General features: G+C 66.5%; 19 protein-coding genes. 13 read left to right on the top strand and 6 right to left on the bottom strand.

Annotated features, from left to right (window positions below; all coding sequences use genetic code 11):
* Positions 1 to 4 precede the first annotated feature (4 nt).
* A complete protein-coding gene (locus HTUR_RS18095) occupies positions 5 to 1,132 on the bottom strand; it encodes a site-2 protease family protein (RefSeq protein WP_012944781.1) in 1,128 nt (375 codons plus the stop codon).
* Positions 1,133 to 1,264: 132 nt separating this feature from the next.
* On the opposite strand from HTUR_RS18095, the gene HTUR_RS18090 reads away from it, so the two are divergent.
* Both HTUR_RS18090 and HTUR_RS18085 read left to right on the top strand, forming a co-directional pair.
* Complete coding sequence (locus HTUR_RS18090; RefSeq protein ID WP_012944780.1) at positions 1,265 to 1,924, top strand: helix-turn-helix domain-containing protein; 660 nt, start codon at positions 1,265 to 1,267, stop codon at positions 1,922 to 1,924.
* 82 nt (positions 1,925 to 2,006) lie between these two features.
* The gene (locus HTUR_RS18085; protein ID WP_012944779.1) at positions 2,007 to 2,336 is read left to right on the top strand and encodes a DUF7344 domain-containing protein; all 330 of its coding nucleotides are present in this window, start codon (positions 2,007 to 2,009) and stop codon (positions 2,334 to 2,336) included.
* Between the two features lie 26 nt (positions 2,337 to 2,362).
* Here the strand turns inward: HTUR_RS18085 and HTUR_RS18080 are convergent, their stop codons facing one another.
* A complete protein-coding gene (locus HTUR_RS18080; RefSeq protein WP_012944778.1) occupies positions 2,363 to 2,788 on the bottom strand; it encodes a CBS domain-containing protein in 426 nt (141 codons plus the stop codon).
* A gap of 117 nt (positions 2,789 to 2,905) precedes the next feature.
* On the opposite strand from HTUR_RS18080, the gene HTUR_RS18075 reads away from it, so the two are divergent.
* The 8 genes from HTUR_RS18075 (at position 2,906) to HTUR_RS18040 (ending at position 13,711) form a co-directional block, all read left to right on the top strand.
* Positions 2,906 to 3,364 (top strand): peroxiredoxin, encoded by a 459-nt coding sequence (locus HTUR_RS18075; RefSeq protein WP_012944777.1) that lies wholly within the window; start codon positions 2,906 to 2,908, stop codon positions 3,362 to 3,364.
* Between the two features lie 88 nt (positions 3,365 to 3,452).
* A complete protein-coding gene (locus tag HTUR_RS18070; protein ID WP_012944776.1) occupies positions 3,453 to 3,872 on the top strand; it encodes an Hsp20/alpha crystallin family protein in 420 nt (139 codons plus the stop codon).
* 193 nt (positions 3,873 to 4,065) lie between these two features.
* Positions 4,066 to 4,866 carry a hypothetical protein gene (locus HTUR_RS18065; protein WP_012944775.1) on the top strand — a complete coding sequence of 267 codons (801 nt, stop codon included), beginning with the start codon at positions 4,066 to 4,068 and terminating at the stop codon, positions 4,864 to 4,866.
* Positions 4,867 to 5,027: 161 nt separating this feature from the next.
* The gene (gene leuS, locus HTUR_RS18060; RefSeq protein WP_012944774.1) at positions 5,028 to 7,676 is read left to right on the top strand and encodes a leucine--tRNA ligase; all 2,649 of its coding nucleotides are present in this window, start codon (positions 5,028 to 5,030) and stop codon (positions 7,674 to 7,676) included.
* 502 nt (positions 7,677 to 8,178) lie between these two features.
* Entirely contained in the window at positions 8,179 to 10,380 is a 2,202-nt protein-coding gene (locus HTUR_RS18055; RefSeq protein WP_226377461.1) for a methyl-accepting chemotaxis protein, read from the top strand.
* Positions 10,377 to 11,156: a bacteriorhodopsin gene (locus HTUR_RS18050; protein ID WP_012944772.1), complete on the top strand. Its 780-nt coding sequence runs from the start codon at positions 10,377 to 10,379 to the stop codon at positions 11,154 to 11,156. Before HTUR_RS18055 ends, HTUR_RS18050 begins: the two co-directional genes overlap by 4 nt.
* A 132-nt stretch (positions 11,157 to 11,288) precedes the next feature.
* Positions 11,289 to 12,107, top strand: coding sequence for a YqjF family protein (locus HTUR_RS18045; RefSeq protein ID WP_049941799.1), 819 nt, complete (start codon positions 11,289 to 11,291; stop codon positions 12,105 to 12,107).
* A gap of 161 nt (positions 12,108 to 12,268) precedes the next feature.
* Positions 12,269 to 13,711: a sugar porter family MFS transporter gene (locus tag HTUR_RS18040; protein WP_012944770.1), complete on the top strand. Its 1,443-nt coding sequence runs from the start codon at positions 12,269 to 12,271 to the stop codon at positions 13,709 to 13,711.
* A 69-nt stretch (positions 13,712 to 13,780) separates the two neighbouring features.
* Here HTUR_RS18040 and HTUR_RS18035 read toward each other — a convergent pair whose 3' ends face one another.
* The 3 genes from HTUR_RS18035 to HTUR_RS18025 form a co-directional block, all read right to left on the bottom strand.
* Positions 13,781 to 14,776, bottom strand: coding sequence for an ornithine cyclodeaminase family protein (locus HTUR_RS18035; RefSeq protein ID WP_012944769.1), 996 nt, complete (start codon positions 14,774 to 14,776; stop codon positions 13,781 to 13,783).
* A 397-nt stretch (positions 14,777 to 15,173) separates the two neighbouring features.
* On the bottom strand, positions 15,174 to 16,838 hold the full coding sequence (thsA, locus tag HTUR_RS18030; RefSeq protein ID WP_049941798.1) for a thermosome subunit alpha: 1,665 nt from the start codon (positions 16,836 to 16,838) through the stop codon (positions 15,174 to 15,176).
* Positions 16,839 to 16,931: 93 nt separating this feature from the next.
* Positions 16,932 to 18,383 (bottom strand): sensor histidine kinase, encoded by a 1,452-nt coding sequence (locus HTUR_RS18025; protein ID WP_012944767.1) that lies wholly within the window; start codon positions 18,381 to 18,383, stop codon positions 16,932 to 16,934.
* Between the two features lie 187 nt (positions 18,384 to 18,570).
* On the opposite strand from HTUR_RS18025, the gene HTUR_RS18020 reads away from it, so the two are divergent.
* Together HTUR_RS18020 and HTUR_RS18015 are read left to right on the top strand one after the other, a co-directional pair.
* Positions 18,571 to 19,821: an FIST signal transduction protein gene (locus HTUR_RS18020; RefSeq protein ID WP_012944766.1), complete on the top strand. Its 1,251-nt coding sequence runs from the start codon at positions 18,571 to 18,573 to the stop codon at positions 19,819 to 19,821.
* Between the two features lie 36 nt (positions 19,822 to 19,857).
* Positions 19,858 to 20,163, top strand: coding sequence for a hypothetical protein (locus HTUR_RS18015; RefSeq protein ID WP_012944765.1), 306 nt, complete (start codon positions 19,858 to 19,860; stop codon positions 20,161 to 20,163).
* Positions 20,164 to 20,247: 84 nt separating this feature from the next.
* Here HTUR_RS18015 and HTUR_RS18010 read toward each other — a convergent pair whose 3' ends face one another.
* The gene (locus HTUR_RS18010; protein WP_012944764.1) at positions 20,248 to 20,805 is read right to left on the bottom strand and encodes a KH domain-containing protein; all 558 of its coding nucleotides are present in this window, start codon (positions 20,803 to 20,805) and stop codon (positions 20,248 to 20,250) included.
* 230 nt (positions 20,806 to 21,035) lie between these two features.
* Between HTUR_RS18010 and HTUR_RS18005 the strand changes: the two genes are divergently transcribed.
* Positions 21,036 to 21,794 carry a proteasome assembly chaperone family protein gene (locus HTUR_RS18005; protein WP_012944763.1) on the top strand — a complete coding sequence of 253 codons (759 nt, stop codon included), beginning with the start codon at positions 21,036 to 21,038 and terminating at the stop codon, positions 21,792 to 21,794.
* Positions 21,795 to 21,810 lie beyond the last annotated feature (16 nt).

Raw genomic sequence — 21,810 nt, 5'->3', positions numbered from 1 at the left:
ACCGCTAGAACGCCGTCGTGTCGCGCCGGAGCTCGAGCGCCGCGGCGAAGTCGGCCCGCGAGACCAGTCCGACGGGCTCGCCGTCGCGCACGACGAATCCGACGTCGGACCGGCTTCGCTGTAACGTCTGGAGCGCGTCGAACGCGCTCGTCTCGGCGTCGATGCGCGGGAGGTCCGTCGTCGTGACGTCGCCGACGGTCGTCGTCTCGTACTCCGCCGGCCCGACGTCGCGCAGCGCGGTCGCGGTGATCGCGCCGACGATCGCACCGTTCTCGTCGACGACGGGGAGGTCCGTCCGCCGCGCGGCGAGCAGGCGAGCGAACACGGTTTCGACGGTCGCGTCGACCGGAACCGATCCCCGGGGCTCGAGGAGGTCCGTCACGGTCAGTCCCGAGAGGAGGTCGCCGAGAACGACCGCACGGGATTCGCTGGTTGCACTGACGTAGATGAAGAGCGCGACCAGCACGAGGATCGGGCTGAACGTCACGACGACGCCCAGGAAGATGAACAGGATCGCGAACAGCGTTCCGGCGCGGGCGGCCGTCCGGGTGGCGCTGACGTACGAGCGGTTGCGCGCGAGCACGGCCCGCAACACTCGCCCGCCGTCCATCGGAAACGCGGGGAGCATGTTGAACGCCACCAGCGAGACGTTCATGACGCCGAGCAGCCCGATCGCGAAGACGGCGACCGTCGCCGACTCGGGGACGACGACGAGCGCGCCGATGCAGGCGGCCCCGACGAGGAGGCTCGCGATGGGGCCGGCGACGGCGATCCAGAACTCGCGGTTCCACTCCCTGGGCATCTCGGTGAGACTCGCCAGTCCGCCGAGAATCCAGAGCGTGATCGACTCGACCTCGATATCGTAGCGCATCGCGACCCACGCGTGGCCCAGTTCGTGGACGGTGACGCTCGCGAACAGCCCGACGGCCGCGAGGGCCCCGATGAGCCAGCGGTCGGCGTCGGAGAGGCTCGCCGCGTCGACCGTTGCGGGCGTCGTGGCGTTGATGACGACCTCGTACGCGGCGAGCTGTTCACCGCTGCCGATAAGCCAGACGAGCACCGGAACGAAGACGAGCAGCGAGACGTGCACGCGGATCGGGATTCCCCAGACGCGGAAGACTGTGTAGTTCACGGCGTGTTTACTCGAGAGAACGCTGTTAGGTGTTGGGGATGCGGACGCCGCGCGAACCCGCTGGTCCGCTCCGTCCCGATTCGAGTCGAAATCCCCTCGCGGCTTTTTCTCGCTGGAGATGCTACGTACGGTATGCTACGCGCGTCCATTTCCATCCCGCCGGAAGCGCTGGCCCTCGACCACGCCGCGAGCGCCGTTCCCGGGCTCGAGGTCGAGGCGGAGCGAATCGCCGCGCACAGCACCGAGTGGGTGATGCCCTGTCTCTGGGCCGCCGATGCGGAGTTCGACGCCGTCGAGGCGGCGTTCCGGTCGGATCCGTCGATCGACGAAATCGTCGCGAGCGATCGGTTCGACGAGGCGGCGTTCTACCACGTCGAGTGGACCGAAGACGTGAAGCGGCGAATCGATTCGTACCTCGACAAGGAGGGATCACTGCTCGAGGCGCGGCTCGCGGAGGGGGAGTGGCGGGTCGACTTCCACTTTGCCGACCGCGAGCAGTTCGACGCGTTCCGCGACCAGCTCGCGGACCGCGGACACTCCTTTCGCCTGCTGAGCCTGACCGAACTGACGCGCCCGGACCGCGGAGTGCAGGTCCTCACCGCGGCACAGCGGGACGCGCTCGTGGCCGCCGCAGAGCGCGGCTACTACCGCGTCCCGCGGGAGACGACGACCGACGAACTCGCGGACGACCTCGACATCTCCCACCAGGCGATCTCCGAACTCCTCCGCCGGGGCACCGAGAACCTCGTCTTCGCGACGTTGCCTGCGGAGCGGGATTCCGAGTCGACGTAACCTCCGTCTGGTAGCCGCTCCTCATAATATCTTGCTCGGGGCAAGTTTGCTACTCTTCCGATCGTATCGCCTAGTCAATCAAATGACGAATGAGGGAGTATCACAAGACGTCGCGCTCCGCCTGTTGAGCCACGCCTACCGTCGCGCGCTCCTCGAGTGCCTCGATCGACACGACGCTCCCGTTTCGCTGGCCGACGCAGCGGCGGACGTGGCACGAAAGTGCAAGGGGAAACCGGCTCCCGACATCTCGGACGCGGAAATCGAGCGGATCAATCTCTCGTTGCACCACTCGCACGTCCCGCGGTTATCCGCCCGGGATGCGGTCGCGTACGACCGAGACCGGAAGACGGTAACGCTCACCGAACGCGGCGAACGGGTCATCGCCGTCCACGATCGAGTGAGCGCCGACTAGTCGCTCGAGATAACGGAATAGGATGGCTACGGACTGTAGTCGGGCGACTGCGACTCGATCGTGTCGGCGACGTTGCCCAGTTGCTCGCCGATCGTCGCGACGAGGTCGTCGAGCGTGACGATCCCCGTCAGTTCGCCGTTCTCGTCGACGACCGGGAAGCGGCGCGCGTTCTCCTCCTTGATCGCCCGCGAGACCTCGATCGCGTCCGCGTCCTCCTGCAGCGTCGTCAGCCCCGCCGTCATCACGTCCTCGGCCGGTGTCGCGGCGACGTCATCGCTCTGGGCCACCTCGAGGGCGATGTCGCGGTCGGTGACGATCCCGACCGGCTCCTCGCCCTCGGTGACGACCGCGGCGCCGACGTTGTTCGAGGCCAGCCGCTGTGCGACCGTTTCGAGTTCGGTGTTCGGACCTGCCGTTACGACGTCGTTCGGACCGAGTTCGCCGACTGACATAGCGGGAAGAGAGACTGCCGGCTGGCTATTCAGCGCGAGGCTTTCACCTGAACGCGACCCGCGATAGCGGGCCCAGCACCGCAAACGGTTTTCCGCGTCCCCGCGGTACCCCTGTCCATGACGCTCGACGACGGCGACGACGCGCCGACCGTGACCGCACCGAACCAGGACGGCGAGGAGGTCTCCCTCGAGTTCGAGGAGCCGACGGTGCTGTACTTCTACCCGAAGGACGACACGCCCGGCTGTACGATCGAGGCGAACCAGTTCCAGCGCGAACGCGAGAGCTACGAGGACGCCGGCGTCGAGATATACGGCGTCTCCGCCGACGACGTCGACTCCCACGACGCGTTCTGCGAGGCGGCGGGCCTTGAGTTCGATCTGCTGGCCGATCCGGACGGCGAGATCGCCGAGACGTTCGACGTCGATCTGCGGGACAGCGGCGTCACCGCGCGGACGACCTTCTTCCTCGCCGACGGCGAGGTGAAGGCGGTCTACGAGAACGTCGACCCCGACGGACACGCGCGCGAGGTGTTGTCCGACGCGCTCGACGACGGGCTGGTGACGCTACCCGAGTAGCTCCGCGTCCGCTCGCGCGGAAGCCACCGGCTCTTTTGACCTCGAGTCGCGGGCAGAATTTATCTCGCTCGAGCCCCTACCTGTGCGTATGCGACGAAACCCGTTCGACGATATCGAGGAGTTGCTCGACCGCGTCAGCCGACAGGTCGAGGAAGGGATGGGCGCCGGCGGCCTGCAGGTCCCGGGCTCGGTCCCGGTCGACGTCGTCGACGCCGGCGAGGAGTACCTCGTCACGGCTGACCTCCCCGGCTACGAGACCGACGACATCGAACTGACCCTCTCGGAGGGCACCCTGCGCCTCGAGGCCAGCCGCGAGGACGAGTCGGAGTACGCAGAGGGACGGTACCTCCGTCGCGAACGGACGCGCACGTCGGCCAACCGCCGGATCCGCCTCCCCGACCCGGTCGAGGAGGAGTCCGTCTCGGCCGGCTTCGAGGACGGCGTGTTGACCGTCCGGCTCCCGAAGGTCTCGGGAACCGACGACTCGAAGCAGATCGATATCGAGTAATCGCCGCGACGACGCTCGAGTCCGGATCCGGTTCGCCCGCCATCGATCGCCGTACCGGCTGGGCGTGACTCGAGTTGCCGGACGAGCGCGGTATCGCGACTGCGATTCGCATCCGCACGGTCGCGGTCGACCGGTCGTCACTGCAACCGGAATGTTCCGTGCATTTATCATGATGACATGACATATTCTGCCCATGGTCGAGCTAACCGCACTCGTCGTCGCGGGGGCTTTCATCCTGTTTGGCGGATTCGTTCTGTCACGAGCCAGTGACCTCGATAGTCGACACGAGACGATCGACGAACTCGCGTCGGCGAGCGACAAGCCGGTCGAACCTGGCGGCGAGGCGACGGTCAGCGGCCCGGTTCGCGTTCTCGAGTCAGCGTCGCCGACGCGGACCGGCCCCGACCAGAGCGGGGACGACTCGGCTGCCCTCTGGGCGTGGCGGGTCCGCCGGAAGGAGAACGCGGGGAACGGGACCCGATGGCGGACCGACGCGGCCGAACTCGCGGTCGGCGAGTTCGCCGTCGACCACAGTTGGGACCGCGTCCGCGTGGACGCGACGACGCTGGCGATTCGAGAGGGCGACGACCCCTTCGATTCGTCGGAGCTGTTTCTCGGCGACCCCGCGACCGAATCCTACCTCGGCGATCTCGACCCGGTTAATCGCTTCCTCGATCGGACGGGATTGGCCGGCGAGGGCGGCGTCGTCAGCGACCTCGAGTTCACCGTGAGCGTCGGCGGAAATACCACCATGCCGGACAAGTATCAGGCCACCGTCGTCCGGGACGGCGACGAACTGGTCGCTCGCGGCGAACTAACCGAGACGCCCGACGGATACGTCCTGCGAGGGACCGACGAGACGCCGCTCGCGATCGCGACCGGTTCCCTCGAATCGCAGCGGGAACGGGTCCGCTCGGAGGTCCGGCTCCGAAAGGCCGTCGGCGGGGTCCTCGTCGGTCTCGGTCTGGTTGTCGCGACCCTCGGTGTCCTCTGAGTTCGAGGCGGTCTCGCGTCTCGCGTGCGAGTCCATCCACGAGACCGAACGGATGCGCGTCGCCGGAAGCGTCGTTCTCGAAAGACCCGTGCTGGTGGCGTTCCCGTCCCGTTGTCGGATGGAAAGCTATACGGCGGCAACGACCCCACTCGTATATAAGAATGAGCGACGCGGGTTACGACCACGCGACGGTCGAACGGCGCTGGCAGGAGGCGTGGGACGAGGAAGACGCCTATCGGACGCCCGACGACGTCGAGGATCCGACGTACGTGCTGGGCATGTATCCGTATCCGTCGGGCAAACTCCACATGGGCCACGTCCGCAACTACACGATCACGGACGCGTACGCCCGGTTCCGACGGATGCAGGGCGACGAGGTCCTCCACCCGATGGGCTGGGACGCCTTCGGCCTCCCCGCGGAGAACGCGGCCAAAGAGCGCGACACCAACCCGCGGGACTGGACCTTCGACTGCATCGAGACGATGACCGAGCAGATGGAGTCGATGGGCTTCGGCTACGACTGGGAGCGGGAGATCACCACCTGCACGCCGGAGTACTACCAGTGGAACCAGTGGCTCTTCTCCCGGTTCCTCGAGGAGGACTTAGTCGAGCGCCGCGACGCCGAGGTCAACTGGTGTCCCCACTGCGAGACCGTCCTGGCCGACGAGCAGGTCGAGGGCGAGGCCGAACTCTGCTGGCGCTGTGACACCCCCGTCGAGCAGCGCGAACTCGAGCAGTGGTTCCTGAAGATCACCGAGTACGCCGACGAGTTGTTAGAGGCGATCGACGACCTCGAGGGGTGGCCCAACTCGGTCCGGCAGATGCAGCGCAACTGGATCGGCCGCCAGTACGGGTCGGAAGTCGACTTCGACATTGAAGGACACGGCCCCGTCACGGCCTTCACCACCCGCATCGACACCATCCACGGCGCGACGTTCTTCGCGCTGGCGCCCGACCACCCGATTAGCGAGGCGCTCGCCGAGGAGGATGAGGACATCCGTCGGTTCATCGAGGAGGAGGCCGACCCCGACGGCGACGAGCCGAACGGCGTCGCAACCGGACTGACCGCGACCAATCCCGTCACCGGCGAGGAGATTCCGGTCTACGTCGCGGACTTCGTCCTCTCGGACGTCGGGACGGGCGCGCTGATGGCCGTTCCGGGCCACGACGAGCGCGACCACGTCTTCGCCGAGAAGAAGGGACTAGACATCGTCCCCGTCATCGCTCCCGAACCCGAAGAGGGCGGGGAGCCCGAAGCGCCCGACGTCGAGGAAGCGGCCTACACCGAGGACGGCGTGCTGATCAACTCCGGCGACTACTCGGGGCTGGACAGCGAGACGGCTCGAGAGCGCCTGACCGAGGATACCGAGGGCGCTGAGGAGGCCACCCAGTACCAGCTGCGCGACTGGGGAATCTCCCGCCAGCGCTACTGGGGAACGCCGATTCCGGTGATTCACTGCGAGGACTGTGGCCCCGTCACGGTCCCCGAGGAGGACCTGCCGGTCGAACTGCCGGAGTTCATCAACACGACCGGGAATCCGTTAGACGCCGCCGAGGAGTGGAAGCAGACGACCTGTCCCGACTGCGGCGGGCCGGCCGAGCGGGAGACGGACACGATGGACACCTTCGTCGACTCCTCGTGGTACTTCCTGCGGTACGTCTCGCCGGGCCTCGAGGACGCTCCGTTCGACTTGGAGCGGGCCAACGACTGGATGCCCGTCGACCAGTACGTCGGCGGCATCGAACACGCCGTGATGCACCTGCTGTACTCGCGGTTCTTCACCAAGGTGCTGGCCGACCACGAGGGACTGGAGCACCGCGAGCCCTTCACGAATCTGCTGGCGCAGGGGATGGTCCAACTCGAGGGCGAGAAGATGTCCAAGTCCAAGGGGAACGTCGTCTCGCCCCAGCGGATCGTCGAGGAGTACGGCGCGGACACGGCGCGGCTGTTCATGATGCAGGCCGCCCAGCCAGAGCGGGACTTCGACTGGAGCGAAGAAGGCGTCCGGTCGACCAACGCGTTCCTCGCGCGGCTGAAGGGAATGGTGGAGGACTACGTTTCCGACGAGCCCGCGGGCGACGATGACGCCGTCGCGAGTTACGTCGACAGCGAGATCGACGCGACGATCGCGCTGGCGACCGACGAGTACGACGACCTGACGTTCAACAAGGCGCTGCGCGAGACGCAGGATCTGGTCCGAACGCTGCGGCAATACGCTGACTACACGGAGCCCCACGCCGAGACCTACGAGCGCGGGCTGTCGGCGGTCGTCCGCCTGCTCGCGCCGGTCGCGCCCCACCTCGCGGAGGAGCTGTGGGACGAACTGGGCAACGACGGCCTCGTCGCCGACGCCTCGTGGCCGGCCGCCGAGGTCGACCGCGACCACGTCACGAAGCGCCGCCGGCTGGTCGAGAACACCCGCGAGGACATCCGCGACATCGTCGAAGTCGCCGGTATCGAGGATCCGAAGGCGATCGACGTCGTCGTTGCGCCCGACTGGAAGTACGACGCCCTCGAGATCGCGATCGAGAGCGACGCCGGCAACCTGATCGGCGAACTCATGCAGGAGTCGCACATCCGCGAACAGGGCGACGCCGCGGCCGACTACGGACAGGACCTGCAGGCCGAGCGCGAGGCGCTGTCGATGACGCTCTCGCCCGAGGCCGAGTACGCGGCCCTCGAGTCGGCCGCCTGGCTGATCGAACGCGAGTTCGAGGCGCCGGTGACCGTCGTCGGCGCCGACGAGGCCGACGAGGGGGCACTCGCGAACGCCGAACCCGGCCGCCCGGCGATCGAAATCGAGGACTGATCGACGCCGTCCGCGCCGTCGGCGACGGACTGTCGCTCTTCGCTCGAGCGGTTCGCTTCCGAGAGTCGCCGCGAGTCGGCACGGCCGACGGGGGAGCCGTCGACCGAGCGCCGTAGCCGATCTATCCGGTCGCATCAACGGCGCCGAACGACTCCATCCGCCGTTGTCTATCCGAACTGGTACAATCGGACCGAACGCTGGCACGATCACTCCACCGAGCGAAGCCGTCCGTTTCCGAAGACTGCGTACAGCTACCAGGAATTACTTTTCGTGTGAGTCGCCCTGATTGCGCTCGCGGTCCTCGGATACCTCGAGATATATAATGATGTCTACAAACTGATCCAGAGTGTTCAGTTGTGTCGATACATTCAATTACGATGAATTACCACTATCATGGAGACACGTCGCAGCCTCGCGCTGCCCGACACGTCCACGGTACAATATGGCACTCGAGGACTCACTCCCCGATCGGCTCAGAGAAACGTATAGTGTAAAGATCGGTTTGATTTTCATCGCGATCGCTCTCGTGACGCTGCTCGTCTCGGGGCTCTTTTTCGCCCACGTCTCCGGAGCGGTCGGGCCGGCAGCGGAACAGCACTTCAGCGACCGAACCGACGACCGAAGCGACGTCGCGGAGACGTGGCTTGAAACGAACGCGGAGACGACGAACGGAGTAGCGACGGACGCGACCGTCCGCAACGGCGATACCGAGGCGATCGGCAACCGACTCGCCGACGCGCAGGCCGCCCGCGGCGATCGCGTCGCGGAAATTTACTACCTCGCCGCCGATGGCGAGGTGCTCGCGAGCAGCGACGACGCGGCGACGACCGAGAACTTCTTCGACGCCGCTGGCGTCGACGGCGAGACCGATGGTCCGACCGCGACCCACCAAGCGCTCTCGAGCGACGACGAGGTGCTCTCGTTCGTCGCGAGCGTCCCGGGCGAGGATCGGTACGTCGCTCTTTCGGCGCCGGTCGCCGCCTTCGCGTCGACGCTCGAGAGCGGCGACGACTACCGGACGGTCGTCACCGACGCCGACGGCGAACAGGTCGTCGGCGTCGGCGAACTGAGCGGGGACGCCGAGGTCGACGACGCGGCCGTCCTCGAGGCCGTCGGGACCGACGCGTCGGGCGTCGTGACGGCGACGCCAGAGGGAACCGATCAAGAACTCGCCGCGACGACGGCGACGATCGACGTCGGCGAGTCGACGATGGGGGTCACGACATACGGCGTCGCGGACGACGTCTTCGCGGCCCAGGACACCGCGACCGCCGGCATCGCGGCGCTGGCGTTCATCTTCGTCGTCAACCTCGGTTTCGTCGCCATCGTCCTCGGCGGCAACCTCTCCCTGCAGCTCCGCCGACTCGCCCAGAAGGCCGAACGGATGGGTGACGGTGACCTCGACGTCGACCTCGAGACCGATCGGATCGACGAGGTCGGCATCCTCTACGACTCCTTCGGGTCGATGCGCGACGATCTCAGCACCACGCTGGCCGATCTCGAGGACGAACGCGAACGCGCACGCGAGGCCCAGCGCCGCACCGAGCAGCGAAACCGGGAGCTCGAGGCGGAGGCCGAGCGGTTCAGCGAGGTAATGGCCGACTGCGCCGACGGCGATCTGCAGCGGCGTCTCGAAGCCCAGACCAACCACGAGGCGATGGTCGAGATCGCCGAGTCGTTCAACGAGATGATCGCCGATCTGGAGTCGACGGTGACCCAGGTCAAGCGGATCTCGCGTGACGTCGCACGGACGAGTACGGAGGTCCAGACCAGCTCCGAGGAGATCAGCCGGGCCAGCGAGGAGGTCAGCGCCTCGGTTCAGGAGATCTCCGACGGCTCCTCGGTACAGGCCGAGGATCTGGAGACGGCGACCACAGAAGTCAAGGAGATGTCCGCGACCGTCGAGGAGGTCGCCGCCGCGACGAGTACGATCGCCGACCAGTCGACGCAGGTCGACGAACTCGCGACCGCCGGACAGGAGGCGGCCGAGGAGACGACGGCGGAGATGCACGTCGCCAGCGACCAGACGGAGACCGTCGCCGAGACGATCCACGAACTCGAGCGCGAGGCCGAACAGATTCAGGAGATCGTCGAGCTGATCGACGAGATCGCCGGCCAGACGAACATGCTGGCGCTGAACGCGGCGATCGAGTCGGCTCGATCCCAGAGCGCCTCGAGCGAGGACGGCGGCTTCCAGGCCGTCGCCGACGAGGTCAAGGAACTGGCCGAGCAGACCCAGGCGGCGGTCGACGACGTCGAAGCCATGATCGAATCGATACAACAGCGCGCGACCGAGAGTGCGGCACAGATCGAGGAAACCGAGGAAACGATCGGATCGGCCACCGATCGCGTCGATTCCCTCGCGGACAACTTGGACCGGATCGCCCGGGAGATCGAACAGGTCGCGAGCGGCGTCACGCAGATCGATCAGGCGACGAACGAGCAGTCCGAATCCGCGGCGGAACTCGCGACGATCGTTCAGGACGTCGCCAACGTGGCCAACGAAACGACCTCGCAGGCACAGCAGGTCGCGGCGGCCTCCGAGGAGACGACGGCGACGATCACCGACGTCTCCGCCGAGGCGACGCGGCTCGACCGGCGGGCGACGGAGCTGGCCGACGCCGTCGACGAGTTCTCCGTCTCGGAGGCGGACGAGTCGGCGTCACAGCCGCCGGCCGTCGAACACGGAGGTGAGAGCCGATGATTCCCGAACTCGAGATGTACCGGCTCGGCTTCTACGTGACGGCCGTCGCGACGCTGGTGTTCCTCGGCTGGGTCGCCAAGAAACCGGCCGGGACGCGCCGGTACTACCTACCGGCGCCGATCGTCTGCGGGACGCTCTCGCTCGCGTACTTCGGGATGTCGGTCGAACTCCTCCGGGTGATGACGCCGAGCGGTCAGCCCCTTCCGATGACCCGCTACATCGACTATTTCGTCGCGACGGCGATCATGGTCGCGGTCGCGGGGAAGGTCGCGGGCGCGACCCGACGCCAGTTGATCGCGATCGTCGTCCTGACGGTCGGTTGGGTCGGCATCAGTCTCGGCCGATACTTCCTCACCGGGACGACGGTGCTCGCCGCGACCTTGGGAACGGTGGTCGTCCTCGGCGCGCTCATCTACATGATGGTCTGGCCGGTGACGAAGCGGTCCGGCGAGACCGCCGGCGAGCGGGTGCTGCTCTACGGGAAACTCAGAAATCTGCTCATCTTGCTCTGGGTCGCGTACCTGGTCGTCGGCGTCGTCTCGCGACAGGGGATCGGCCTGCTCGACGCCTTCGGCGGCATCTTCGCGGGCGCCTATCTCGACATCGCCACCCGCATCGGCTTCGGACTGCTGCTTCTCCGGGGGCCCGATGCGATAGCCCACCTCATCGACGAGACCGGATCGAACGGCGGTTCCGGCGAGTCCGGTGACGAGGTGACGTTCACGGAGTCGAGCGACGACCCCGGCACGGATCCCGACATCGAACCGGCCGACTGAACGGTCGCAGTCTCGATTCAGACGGTGACTATCACCGTTCGGGACCTCCATCGTATCTGACAGTCAACTGTCTCCTTTATGCGCCCGTTTCTCGTATTCGAGGCTACAGTCTCCCAGGACTGGCTCTCGAGGATGACGGATCACAACAACAGACAGACACGACGCCGAATACGACCGCGAACTGACCCCTTTCGGTGGGACTTCACCGACGGCTCGACCCCGACCGCGCCACACGTCGCCTCGATGACGTGGCGCGACGGGTTGTTCGTCAACTGGCCCGTCGACGCCGACGCCCTCCGTCCGCACGTTCCCGACCAACTGACGCTCGAGACGCGAGACGGCGACGCCTGGCTCAGCGTGTTGCCGTTCGTGCTCACGAAGGTCGGGCTCCGCGGCGCGCCGCCGTTTACCAGAACGGCCGTCGCCGAACTCAACGTCCGGACGTACGTCCGGTACCGTGGCGACCCGGGCCTGTTCTTCTTCAGTATCGACGTCGGGAGCCCGTTGATCGCCGCGATCGTCGGCCGAACGACGCGGCTCCCGGTCTATCACGCACACATGCGAGTCAGCGCGGACAACGGCGACGTCGCCTTCTCGAGTACGCGGGGCCAGACCGCCCTCGGCGCGCGGCCGCGGTTCGACGAGGACGCACCGCGGGCTCGCTTCGACGCGACGTATCGCCCCGACGGCGACGTCTTTCGGCCCGAACCGGACACGCTCGCCCACTGGCTCGTCGAACGCCGTCGGTTCTACGCCGCTGAAGACAAAGGGGTCCTGACGGGCGAAATCGCCCACGAGCGGTGGCCCCTCCGGCCCGGCGAAGTGACGATCCACGAAAACACCATGTTCGAGGTCAACGACCTGCCGGAGCCGACCGGCGATCCGGTCGTCTACTACTGCGACGAACTCCCGATGACGGGCTCGATTCCGCGGCGACTCCGTGGGGAGTGAGGACAGACGACCCGACGGCGGGCCGCCTTTCACCGACCGTAACCGCGGATCTCGACGTCGCACGGGGGTCTAGGCTCTCCTGACTGCGGGTCAACACCTCCCGAGGAAGATCGGAGAATTTGTTAACTATGATCCGAGATAATTATATTGGCTAATCACCCATGACTGCAACACCGACCGGCGGTTCGGTCGACGAACGGAATCCGTTCGTCTACGTCGTCGCGGCGCTGGCCGCGCTCAACGGCTTACTGTTCGGATTCGATACGGGCGTCATCTCCGGTGCGATGCTCTACATCCGGGAGACGTTCGAACTGGCAACGATATTCGGCTACTCGATGAATCCCTCGCTCGTCGAAGGGGTCATCGTCAGCGGCGCGATGGTCGGCGCGATCATCGGCGCCGCGTTCGGCGGTCGGTTGGCCGACCGACTCGGCCGCCGCCGACTCATCCTGATCGGCGCCGTCGTCTTCTTCGTCGGCTCGCTGATCATGGCGATCGCGCCGACCGTCGAAGTGCTGATCCTCGGACGGATCGTCGACGGGATCGGCGTCGGCTTCGCCTCGGTCGTCGGTCCGCTGTACATCTCGGAGATCTCGCCGCCGAAGATCCGCGGTTCGTTGGTCTCGCTCAACCAGTTGACGATCACGAGCGGGATCCTCATCGCCTACCTCGTGAACTACGCGCTCTCGGAGGGCGGCCAGTGGCGCTGGATGCTCGGCCTCGGGATGGTCCCCGCGGCGATCCTCTTTGCCGGCATGCTCTTCATGCCCGAGAGCCCCAGATGGCTCTACGAGCGGGGTCGCGAAGACGACGCTCGCGACGTGCTCTCTCGGACGCGCACCGAGAATCAGGTGCCGAACGAACTCCGCGAGATCAAAGAGACCATCCAGACCGAGTCCGGAACCCTCCGTGACCTGCTTCAGGCGTGGGTACGCCCGATGCTCGTTGTGGGAATCGGACTGGCAGTGTTCCAGCAGGTCACCGGCATCAACACGGTGATGTACTACGCGCCGACGATCCTCGAGTCGACCGGCTTCGCGGATAACGTCTCGATCCTCGCGACCGTCGGCATCGGCGCCGTCAACGTCGCGATGACCGTCGTCGCGGTCCTCTTGATGGACCGACTCGGTCGGCGACCGCTGTTGCTCTCGGGGCTCGGCGGCATGACCGTCATGCTCGCGATCCTCGGTGCCGTGTTCTACCTGCCCGGACTCTCCGGGATGCTCGGCTGGCTCGCGACGGGGAGCCTGATGCTGTACGTCGCCTTCTTCGCGATCGGGCTCGGTCCCGTGTTCTGGCTCATGATCTCGGAGATCTACCCGATGGAGATCCGCGGGACGGCGATGGGCGTCGTCACGGTCCTAAACTGGGCCGCGAACCTGATCGTCTCGCTGACGTTCCTCCGACTCGTCGACGTCTTCGGCCAGTCCGGAACGTTCTGGCTGTACGGCGTGCTGACGCTGTTCGCGCTGGTCTTCTGCTATCAGCTCGTCCCCGAAACGAAGGGGCGGTCGCTCGAGGAGATCGAGGCCGACCTGCGGGAGACGGCGTTCGGAACCGACGCCGACAGCGGCAGTCCGCGTCCCGCTGAGACGGACGACTGACCGCTTCGAGCGGTTACGTACTTTTTTCGGCCCGTATCCGCCGCGAGCGCTTCGCTCGAGCGGTGCCGACTACTGCTCGCCGGCGCCGACGAGATCGAAGGATAGTCCCTTCCCCGCGTCGCTTGCGCGGTCGTAGACGACGTGGGCTGCCGCGACGTCCTGGATGGCCAGCCCCGTCGAGTCGAAGACGGTGATCCCGGTCCCGTCGGTCCGCCCCTCCTTTGAGCCGACGACGATCTCGCCGATCTCGGCGTGGATGTCGTCGTCGGTCAGGGCGCCCTCGCCGTAGGGGACGTTGATCTCGCCGGAGTGGGTACACTGCTCGTGGTCGTCGATGACGATCGTCGCCGCCCGCAGGAGGTCGTCGCTCAACTCGTGCTTGCCAGCGGCGTCGGCGCCGATCGCATTGATATGCGTGTCGTCGCCGACGTCCTCGAGGCCGACGATGGGGTCCTCGACGGGCGTCACCGTCGAGAGGATATCGCAGTGGCCGGCCTCGGCAATCGACCCGCCGCGGACGTCGAACTCGTCCTCGAAGGTCTCGACGAACCGCCGGACGCGGTCTTCGTCGGGATCCGAGACGACGACCTCCTCGATCGGTCGGACCTCGCTGATCGCCCGCAGTTGCGTGTACGACTGGACGCCGGCGCCGACGATGCCGAGACTCGAGGCATCCTCGACGGCCAGATAGTCGGTCGCGACGGCCGCGGCGGCCCCCGTCCGCTTCATTGTGAGCGTCGTCCCGTCCATGATCGCCAGCGGGAAGGCGGTCTCCGGGTCGGAGTAGATCATCGTTCCCAGGACCGTCGGCAGGTCGTGGTCCGCGGGGTTGTCGGGGTGGACATTGACCCACTTCAGCCCGGCGGCGTCCCAGTCGCCCGTATCGAGATAGGCGGGCATCGACCGGAAGTCGCCGTTGTACCGTGGTAGGTCGATATAGGACTTCGCGGGCATCTGTGTGTCTCCGCGCTCGAAGGCCGCGAAGGCCTGCTCGACGGCGTCGATGACATCGCTGAGCGCAGCGTGTTTGTCGACGTCGTCGCTGTCCAGAAGGAGCGTGTTCATACCGGAAAATATCACGGGGCGCTACTTAGTTCGTCCTGAATTAGGCGTACTGCGATACGAGAGCGGCGAACGCGGCAACGATCGATGCCGGAACGGACTCGAGATCGGTGACTCGGACCGATTCTGACGGAACCCAGAGAGATCGCTCGAGGCGATTCGCGAAATCGGGATTCGGGGGCGACGATGAAATAGTGAGAAATGGGCCGACTCGGCGGAACCGAGATGGGCTAGTCGAAACGGTGGTTCGATGCGAGCGGCGTCCTCCGCTTCCCACCGCGAGGGCCGAAGGCCCGAGCGGGCCGACGACCGATGTGAGCGGAGCGAACGGAGGGAGAAGGCTTTTATACTAAATTTTGCCGAGGGCCGCCTTCGGCGGCCCGTAGAGCAAAATTTAGGCCTACATCATGCCGCCCATGCCGCCGCCCATACCGCCCATGCCGCCGCCCATGCCACCGGGGCCGCCGGCGGGCATGTCTTCGTCATCGTCGTCGTCGGCGACCGCGAGGTCACCGGCGGCGATGACGTCGTCGATGCGCAGCAGCATGACGGCCGCCTCGGTGGCGGACTCGATGGCCTGGGTCTTCACGCGCAGCGGCTCGTAGACGCCTTCCTCGGCCATGTCGATGGTGTCGCCGGTGTAGGCGTCGAGACCGGAGCTGGTGTCGCCGGCGTCGTGGTCGGCGCGCAGCTCGACCAGCGAGTCGATGGGATCGAGGCCGGCGTTCTCGGCGAGGGTGCGCGGAATGACCTCGAGCGCGTCGGCGAAGGCCTCGACGGCGAGCTGCTCGCGGCCGCCGACGGAGTCGGCGTAGTCGCGCAGCGAGAGCGAGAGGTCGACTTCGGGGGCGCCGCCGCCGGCGACGACCTTGCCGTCCTCGAGGGTCGTTCGCACGACGCCGAGCGAGTCCTCGATGGCGCGGTCGACCTCGTCGATGACGTGGTCGGTGCCGCCGCGGAGGATGAGGGTGACGGCCTTGGCGTCGTCGACGTCCTCGACGAAGATGCGCTGGTCGCCGGCGATCTCCTTCTGGGCGACGCTACCGGCGAAGCCGAGGTCGTCCTCGGTCAGATCGTCGACGGAAGAGACGGGCGTGGCGCCGGTCGCGCGGGCGAGCTGGGACTGGTCGCTCGCTTTGACGCGGCGGACGGCGATGATGCCCTCCTGGGCGAGGTAGTGCTGGGCCATGTCGTCGATGCCGCCGTCGACGAAGACGACGTCGGCGCCGGCCGCGGCGATGCCCTCGGCCATCTCCTTGAGCTGCTGTTCCTCCTGTTCGAGGAACTGCTCGAGCTGATCGGGGTCGGTGACGTTGACCTCGGCGTCGATCTCGGTCTCCTTGATTTCTAAGTCGCCGTCGATGATCGCGACGTCGGCGTCCTCAGCGAAGTAGGGCATGCTGTCGGAGACGCGCTCCTTGTCGATGATGACGCCCTCGACGAGCTCGGAGTTCTCGATGGAACCGCCGACGACCTTCTCGACTTTGATGTTGTCCGTGTCGACGCCGTCGTCGTCCGCGACGGCCTGAACGGCCTCGACGACGAGTCGGGACAGCAGGTCGCGGGCGCTCTCGGCGCCCTTGCCGGTCATCGCCGTGGCGGCGATCTGCTCGAGGATTTCGTCGTCGTCCTCCTCGACGTCGATGGCGACCTCCTCGAGGGCCTCGGTGGCCTCCTCGGCGGCCTGTCGGTACCCCTGAGCGAGGGTGGTCGCGTGGATGTCCTGGTCGAGGAGTTCCTCGGCCTGGCTGAGGAGTTCGCCAGCGATGACGACGGCGCTCGTGGTGCCGTCGCCAACCTCGTCCTCCTGGGTCTCGGCGACTTCGACGATCATGTCGGCCGCCGGGTGGTCGATCTCCATCTCCGACAGCAGAGTGACACCGTCGTTCGTGACGATGACGTTGCCCGTCGAGTCGACGAGCATCTTGTCCATCCCCTTCGGACCCAGCGTGGTCCGTACGGACTCGGCGACGGCTTTCCCGGCCTGAATGTTCATCGACTGCGCGTCTTTTCCGGAGGTCCGCTGGCTGTCCTCCGAGAGAACGATAAGGGGCTGGTTACCCATCTGCTGAGCCATAGTCAAGGGAACGATTGATTGTTATTCTATATAGGTCTTTTGTTTATTGGCCGGCCGATCCCCGTTCCGTACGGGGGTTTCTCACACGCCGTCGATCTCGAATCGGGCGCCGCCGTAATCGCTGTCGGTCACGGAGATGTTCCAGCGGTGGGCGTCGACGATTTCGCGGACGATGTGGAGCCCGAAGCCGGTCCCGTCGTCGCTGTCGGTGTACCCTCGCTCGAAGATTCGGGACCGCTCCGAGGCCGGGATACCGGGGCCGTCGTCGGCGACGAAGAACCCCTCTCCCTTCGCGAGCGTTCCGACGGTAACGACGAGTCCGTCGTCAGTCTCGGTGGGTTCGCTGTCGTCGGTCGACGGCTGACTGCTTGTCGAGCCATGCTCGACACTGTCGTCGGCCGCAGGCCGACTGCTCGTGGAACCGTGTTCCACGCTGTTCTCCTGAGCTTGCGAAGGAGAGTCTGTCGAACCGTGTTCGACAGCGTTCCGAAACAGGTTCTCGAACAGCTGCCGCAGCCGGTCCGGATCGGCGTCGAACGTCGCCGAGTCCGCGACGCGGAGCGTCGCATCCGGCGTTTCGACGGTTTTCCAGGCCCGTCGCGCGACCGACTCGAGATCGACGGCTTCCGCGTCGTCGATCCCCTGTCCCTGCCGAGCCAGCGTCAGCGTGTGTTCGATGATCCGATCGATGCGCTTGTGGGCGTCTTTGATCTCCCGGACGTACTCCTCGTCGCCGGTCTCGACGGCCAGTTCGAGGTAGCCCTCCGCGACGGACAACGGGTTTCGAAGGTCGTGGGAGACGATGTTCGCGAAGTCCTGGAGGTCCTCGTTTTTCTTCTTGAGTTCGGCGCGATCGTCCTCGAGCGTTCGGACCCGGCGGCGGCGCTCGATCGCGCCGATAGCCGCCGTCGCGATCGGTCGGAACGTCTGGACGTCGATCTCGGTGACGGCATCGGCGTCGATACCGCCGAGTCGGACGATCCCCAGTGTCTCGGACGGAACGACGAGTTCGGTCGTCCCCACGGTGGTCGGATCGTCCGATCGAAACGCCGACCACCACGGGTCTCTCCCTTCGGCGATCGGTTCGATCTCGAAGCGGGCGTCGGCCGCGGGCGTGACGACCTCGGGGACGAGTTCCGATCGGAGGCCGTCGTATCGGTAGACGACGACCGCGGTCGTCCCGAAGAACTCGTCCGCGGCGTCGGTCACCGGCTCCGCGATCCCGTCGGTCGTTTCCGACTTGACGAACGATCGGACGGCGGCGTCGACGACCTCGCATCGGGACCGATCGAATTCATCGTCGCTACCGTCGTCAGTACCATCCGTCTCCGCCGGCGGAGCCTCGACGTCGAGCGCTTCGATCCACTGCTCGACGGCGTCGCTCGAGAGTCCGGTCAGCGCGGCGATCTCCGCCGTCGAACGACCTCGTTGCGACGCCAGCGCCACAAGCAACCCGTCGCGCGTCGCCGGCGACGCGTCGGCCAGCACGGCCTCGACGGCGTCGCTGTCCGACAGCGGATCGAGATCGGACATTGCATTGCAGATAGTAACGAACCGGCATAGTCATTGTGGGGGTGGTGGCGGGATTTCGCGGCTGGTCGCGTTGGAATTTCAGCCGGCTCGTCGCCCCGTCGTCGGTTCGGGGCGAAGGAGACGCCTCGGCCGCCGTGACGGACAGTACGTTTATGTGAGTGTGCTTCCATCCTTGCGACTAGTATCGATGAGCGAGATTCTCGCCGGAGTCGGCCACGCGACCGACGACGACCCGACGGCGGCCGGCCGACGCGCAGCCCGCGCCGCACGAGACGACCTCGGCGGCGAGGAACGGATCGCGTACGCGTTCGGCTCGAGCGAGTACGATCAGACCGCGTTGCTTGGCGGTATCGAAGACGGACTCGACTGTCCTGTCGTCGGCTGTTCGACGGCCGGCGAAATCGCCCGCGCGCAGTCGCACACCGAAAGCGTCGTCGTGCTCGCGCTCGCGGGCGACGGCATTCGTCCCGGCGTCGGGTCCGCACCGGAGTTCGCCGAGTTCTCGAGAGAGGCGGGGATGGAAGCGGCCTCGGCGGCCGTCGACGACCTCGGCGACGGTCCAGTCCCGACGTCCGTTTCGGCGTCCGAGTCGGGCCGCCGGCGGTGGTACCCGAAACTGCTCGTGAACGCGTTCGGGCCCGGTCTGACCGGCAGCAAGGAGTGGGCGCTGATCGGCGTCCAGGACGCGCTGGGCTGGGCGCACGTCTCCGGCGGGTTCGCCGGGGACGACTGGAAACTCGACACGACGTGGGTCTACCGGGACGGCGAACCGGTCGAGGACTCGATGACCGTCGCCGCGATGGACGTCGACGTCAAGACCGGCATCGGCGTCGCCAACGGCCTGCGCGAGACCGACCACACGTTCACCGTGACGAGCGCCGAGGACAACCGCCTCTACGAACTCGACGGCAAACCCGCACTGGAGGCCTACCGCGACCGCTACGGCGACCGGGTGACCCAGGAGCACTTCCTGATGACCCATCCGCTCGGCACGGACGACGACGGCGAGGAGAGCCATATCGCGATGATCGCCGACGTCGACGAGGAAACGGGGTCGATGATCGTCGGCGAGAAACCGCTCGAGGACGGCCAGAAACTGACGGTTATGGATACGTCGGCCGACGCGGTCCTCGACGGTGTCGAGACCGCAATCGATCGAGCGCTGACGGCTGCCGGCGGGCCGGAGGATATCGCGGCCGTACTGGTGTTCGACTGCAACTGCCGGTGGTTTCACCTGTCGAACGAGGAGACGCGAAACGCCGAACTCGACATCGTCAGGGAGCGCGTCGGCCCGGACGTTCCCGTTGCCGGATTCTACAGCTACGGGGAAATCGCGACGCCGAATCCGCTGTGGAACGACGATCCGCGGTCGCTCATGCGCCAAGACGTCCACCACCAGAGCATCGCCATCGAGATTATCACCAATGAGCCACTGTAATCCCGCTCCGACGCGACGGACGAGCGCGCCTCACGCATGTCAATGACGACCGAATCCCCCGGCTACACCGCACTGATCCAGGCCGCGATCGACCGGGAGACGGACATTCTGGGCCCGGAGGACGCGATCGAGTGTGCCGACTCGGTCGACGGACTCGTCGTCGACGATGACGGAACCGTCGTCGCCGTCGAGCGCGACGGACGGGCGGTCCTCGGCGACCTCGTCGGCGCGTACGTGGTGACGGCCGGCGACGTGGCCGCGTTCCTCATCGCCCGTCGCCTCGAGAACATGTGCGACCGCGAGGAGGTCGATCTGCCGGAGAACCTCGCGAAACACATGTGACTCGCGACAGAGGCTCACTCCGTTCTACTCAGTGGCGAAAGAGATCGTCCGTCGAGAGCGATTGACGAAACTGAGACCGCGAGGTTATGACTGGCCGCCCGGGAACCGGTGGTACTCCATCCCCTGGTGTTTCATTTCGTTGTGTTTCTCCTCGAGGAAGGAGTAGACCGCCCCGTGGGGGGCCCCGTCCAAGAGCATCTCGGCGGCGCTGCGGACGACGTCGACCTGTTCGGGCGTCCCGATGATACCGAGCGTCGAGCCGTAGATGACGACGTCGGCGCCGGTCAGTTCCTCCATGAGTTCCCGCGTCCGGCCGCCCTCGCCGATGAGTCGGCCCTTCTTGCGTTTCATGTCGTTCTTGTTGCGAGCGGCAGCGTCGATGTCGACGACGTCGAACAGCATCATGTCGTCCTCGAGCAGGCGCAGCGCCGCCTCGGGGGCGAAGCCGCGGCCGACGGCGCGGACGATCTCGGGGCCTTTGAGCCCGAGAACGGGATCGCCGACGGTCTCGACGGCGACGGAGCCGTTCTCCGAATCGATGTCGAGTCGCACTTCCGCTTCCGCTTCGATCTCGCGCATCGTCTCGCCGCCCTCGCCGATGAGGACGCCGATGCGGTCCTGCGGAATCTTCACGTGTTGCATACTGTCCGATACTGGCTGGGTGAGGTTAAGACCTTGGTCCGAGCGTTCAGGGTCTGCGGGGAGCGACCCCGAACGGGACGAGTCACCTATCCTGACGGCCGCGGTAGGAGGGTGATCGGCCTCGAGCGCCGTCGTCGGCTCCCGCGATCGGTGCGTCGCTTCGACCGCGCGTCTGCACCGCCGGAAGATGGAGGTACGATGTTGAAGGACCGCTCTCGCGTAGGACGCCCATGGCTTCCGATCCAGCGTACGACGTCGTCGTTGAGAGCGACGAACCGCTCGAGGGACCCCTGCTCGTTGGCCTCTCGAACGTGGGACTGGCGGGACTCACGGCCGTCGATTACCTCATCACCCACCTCGAGTTCGAGCAGGTCGGTCACGTTCGGGCCCGCGGGCTGCCCGACATCACGCCGGTCGAGGACGGCGTCCCGCGACATCCGATGCGCGTGTACGCGTCGCCGCGGACCGAGTACTGCGCGTTGCTCAGTGAACTGTTCGTTCCGGTGTGGGCGGCCGACGCGTTCGCCGACGGGATACTGGAGTGGATCGATTCGACCGAAATCGATGAGTTAGCCGTCTTTCACGGGATTCCGTACCCGCACGGCCCGGAAGAGCACGACGTCTTCTACGTCGCCACGCCGACGTACAGGGACCGACGACTCGACGGACCGACCGTGTCGCCCGCCAGCGGCGGCGTGCTCGACGGCGTCGCCGGCGAACTGACGGCCCGCAGTCTCGACGGAGAGGCCCCGCCCCTCGGCACGTACGTTACACCGACGCATCCGCCCGGACCGGACCTCGAGGCGGCGCTGCGGTATCTGGACCTCCTGGGAACCGTCTACGACCTCGATATCGACGACGACCAGCTCCGCGAACGCGCCGCGGAGCTACAGCGGTACTACGCCGAACTCGCGGATCGCATGGCGGCGCTGGAGGCCCGAGAGGACCCCGGGAGCCAGAACTTTCCGGAGGATCGAATGTTCATGTGAGTCGCACTCGAGCGGT

The organism is Haloterrigena turkmenica DSM 5511, assembly GCF_000025325.1.
Classification (GTDB): domain Archaea; phylum Halobacteriota; class Halobacteria; order Halobacteriales; family Natrialbaceae; genus Haloterrigena; species Haloterrigena turkmenica.
Note: the sequence above shows the minus strand (reverse complement) of the source record. Positions and strands in the feature narration are given on the sequence as shown.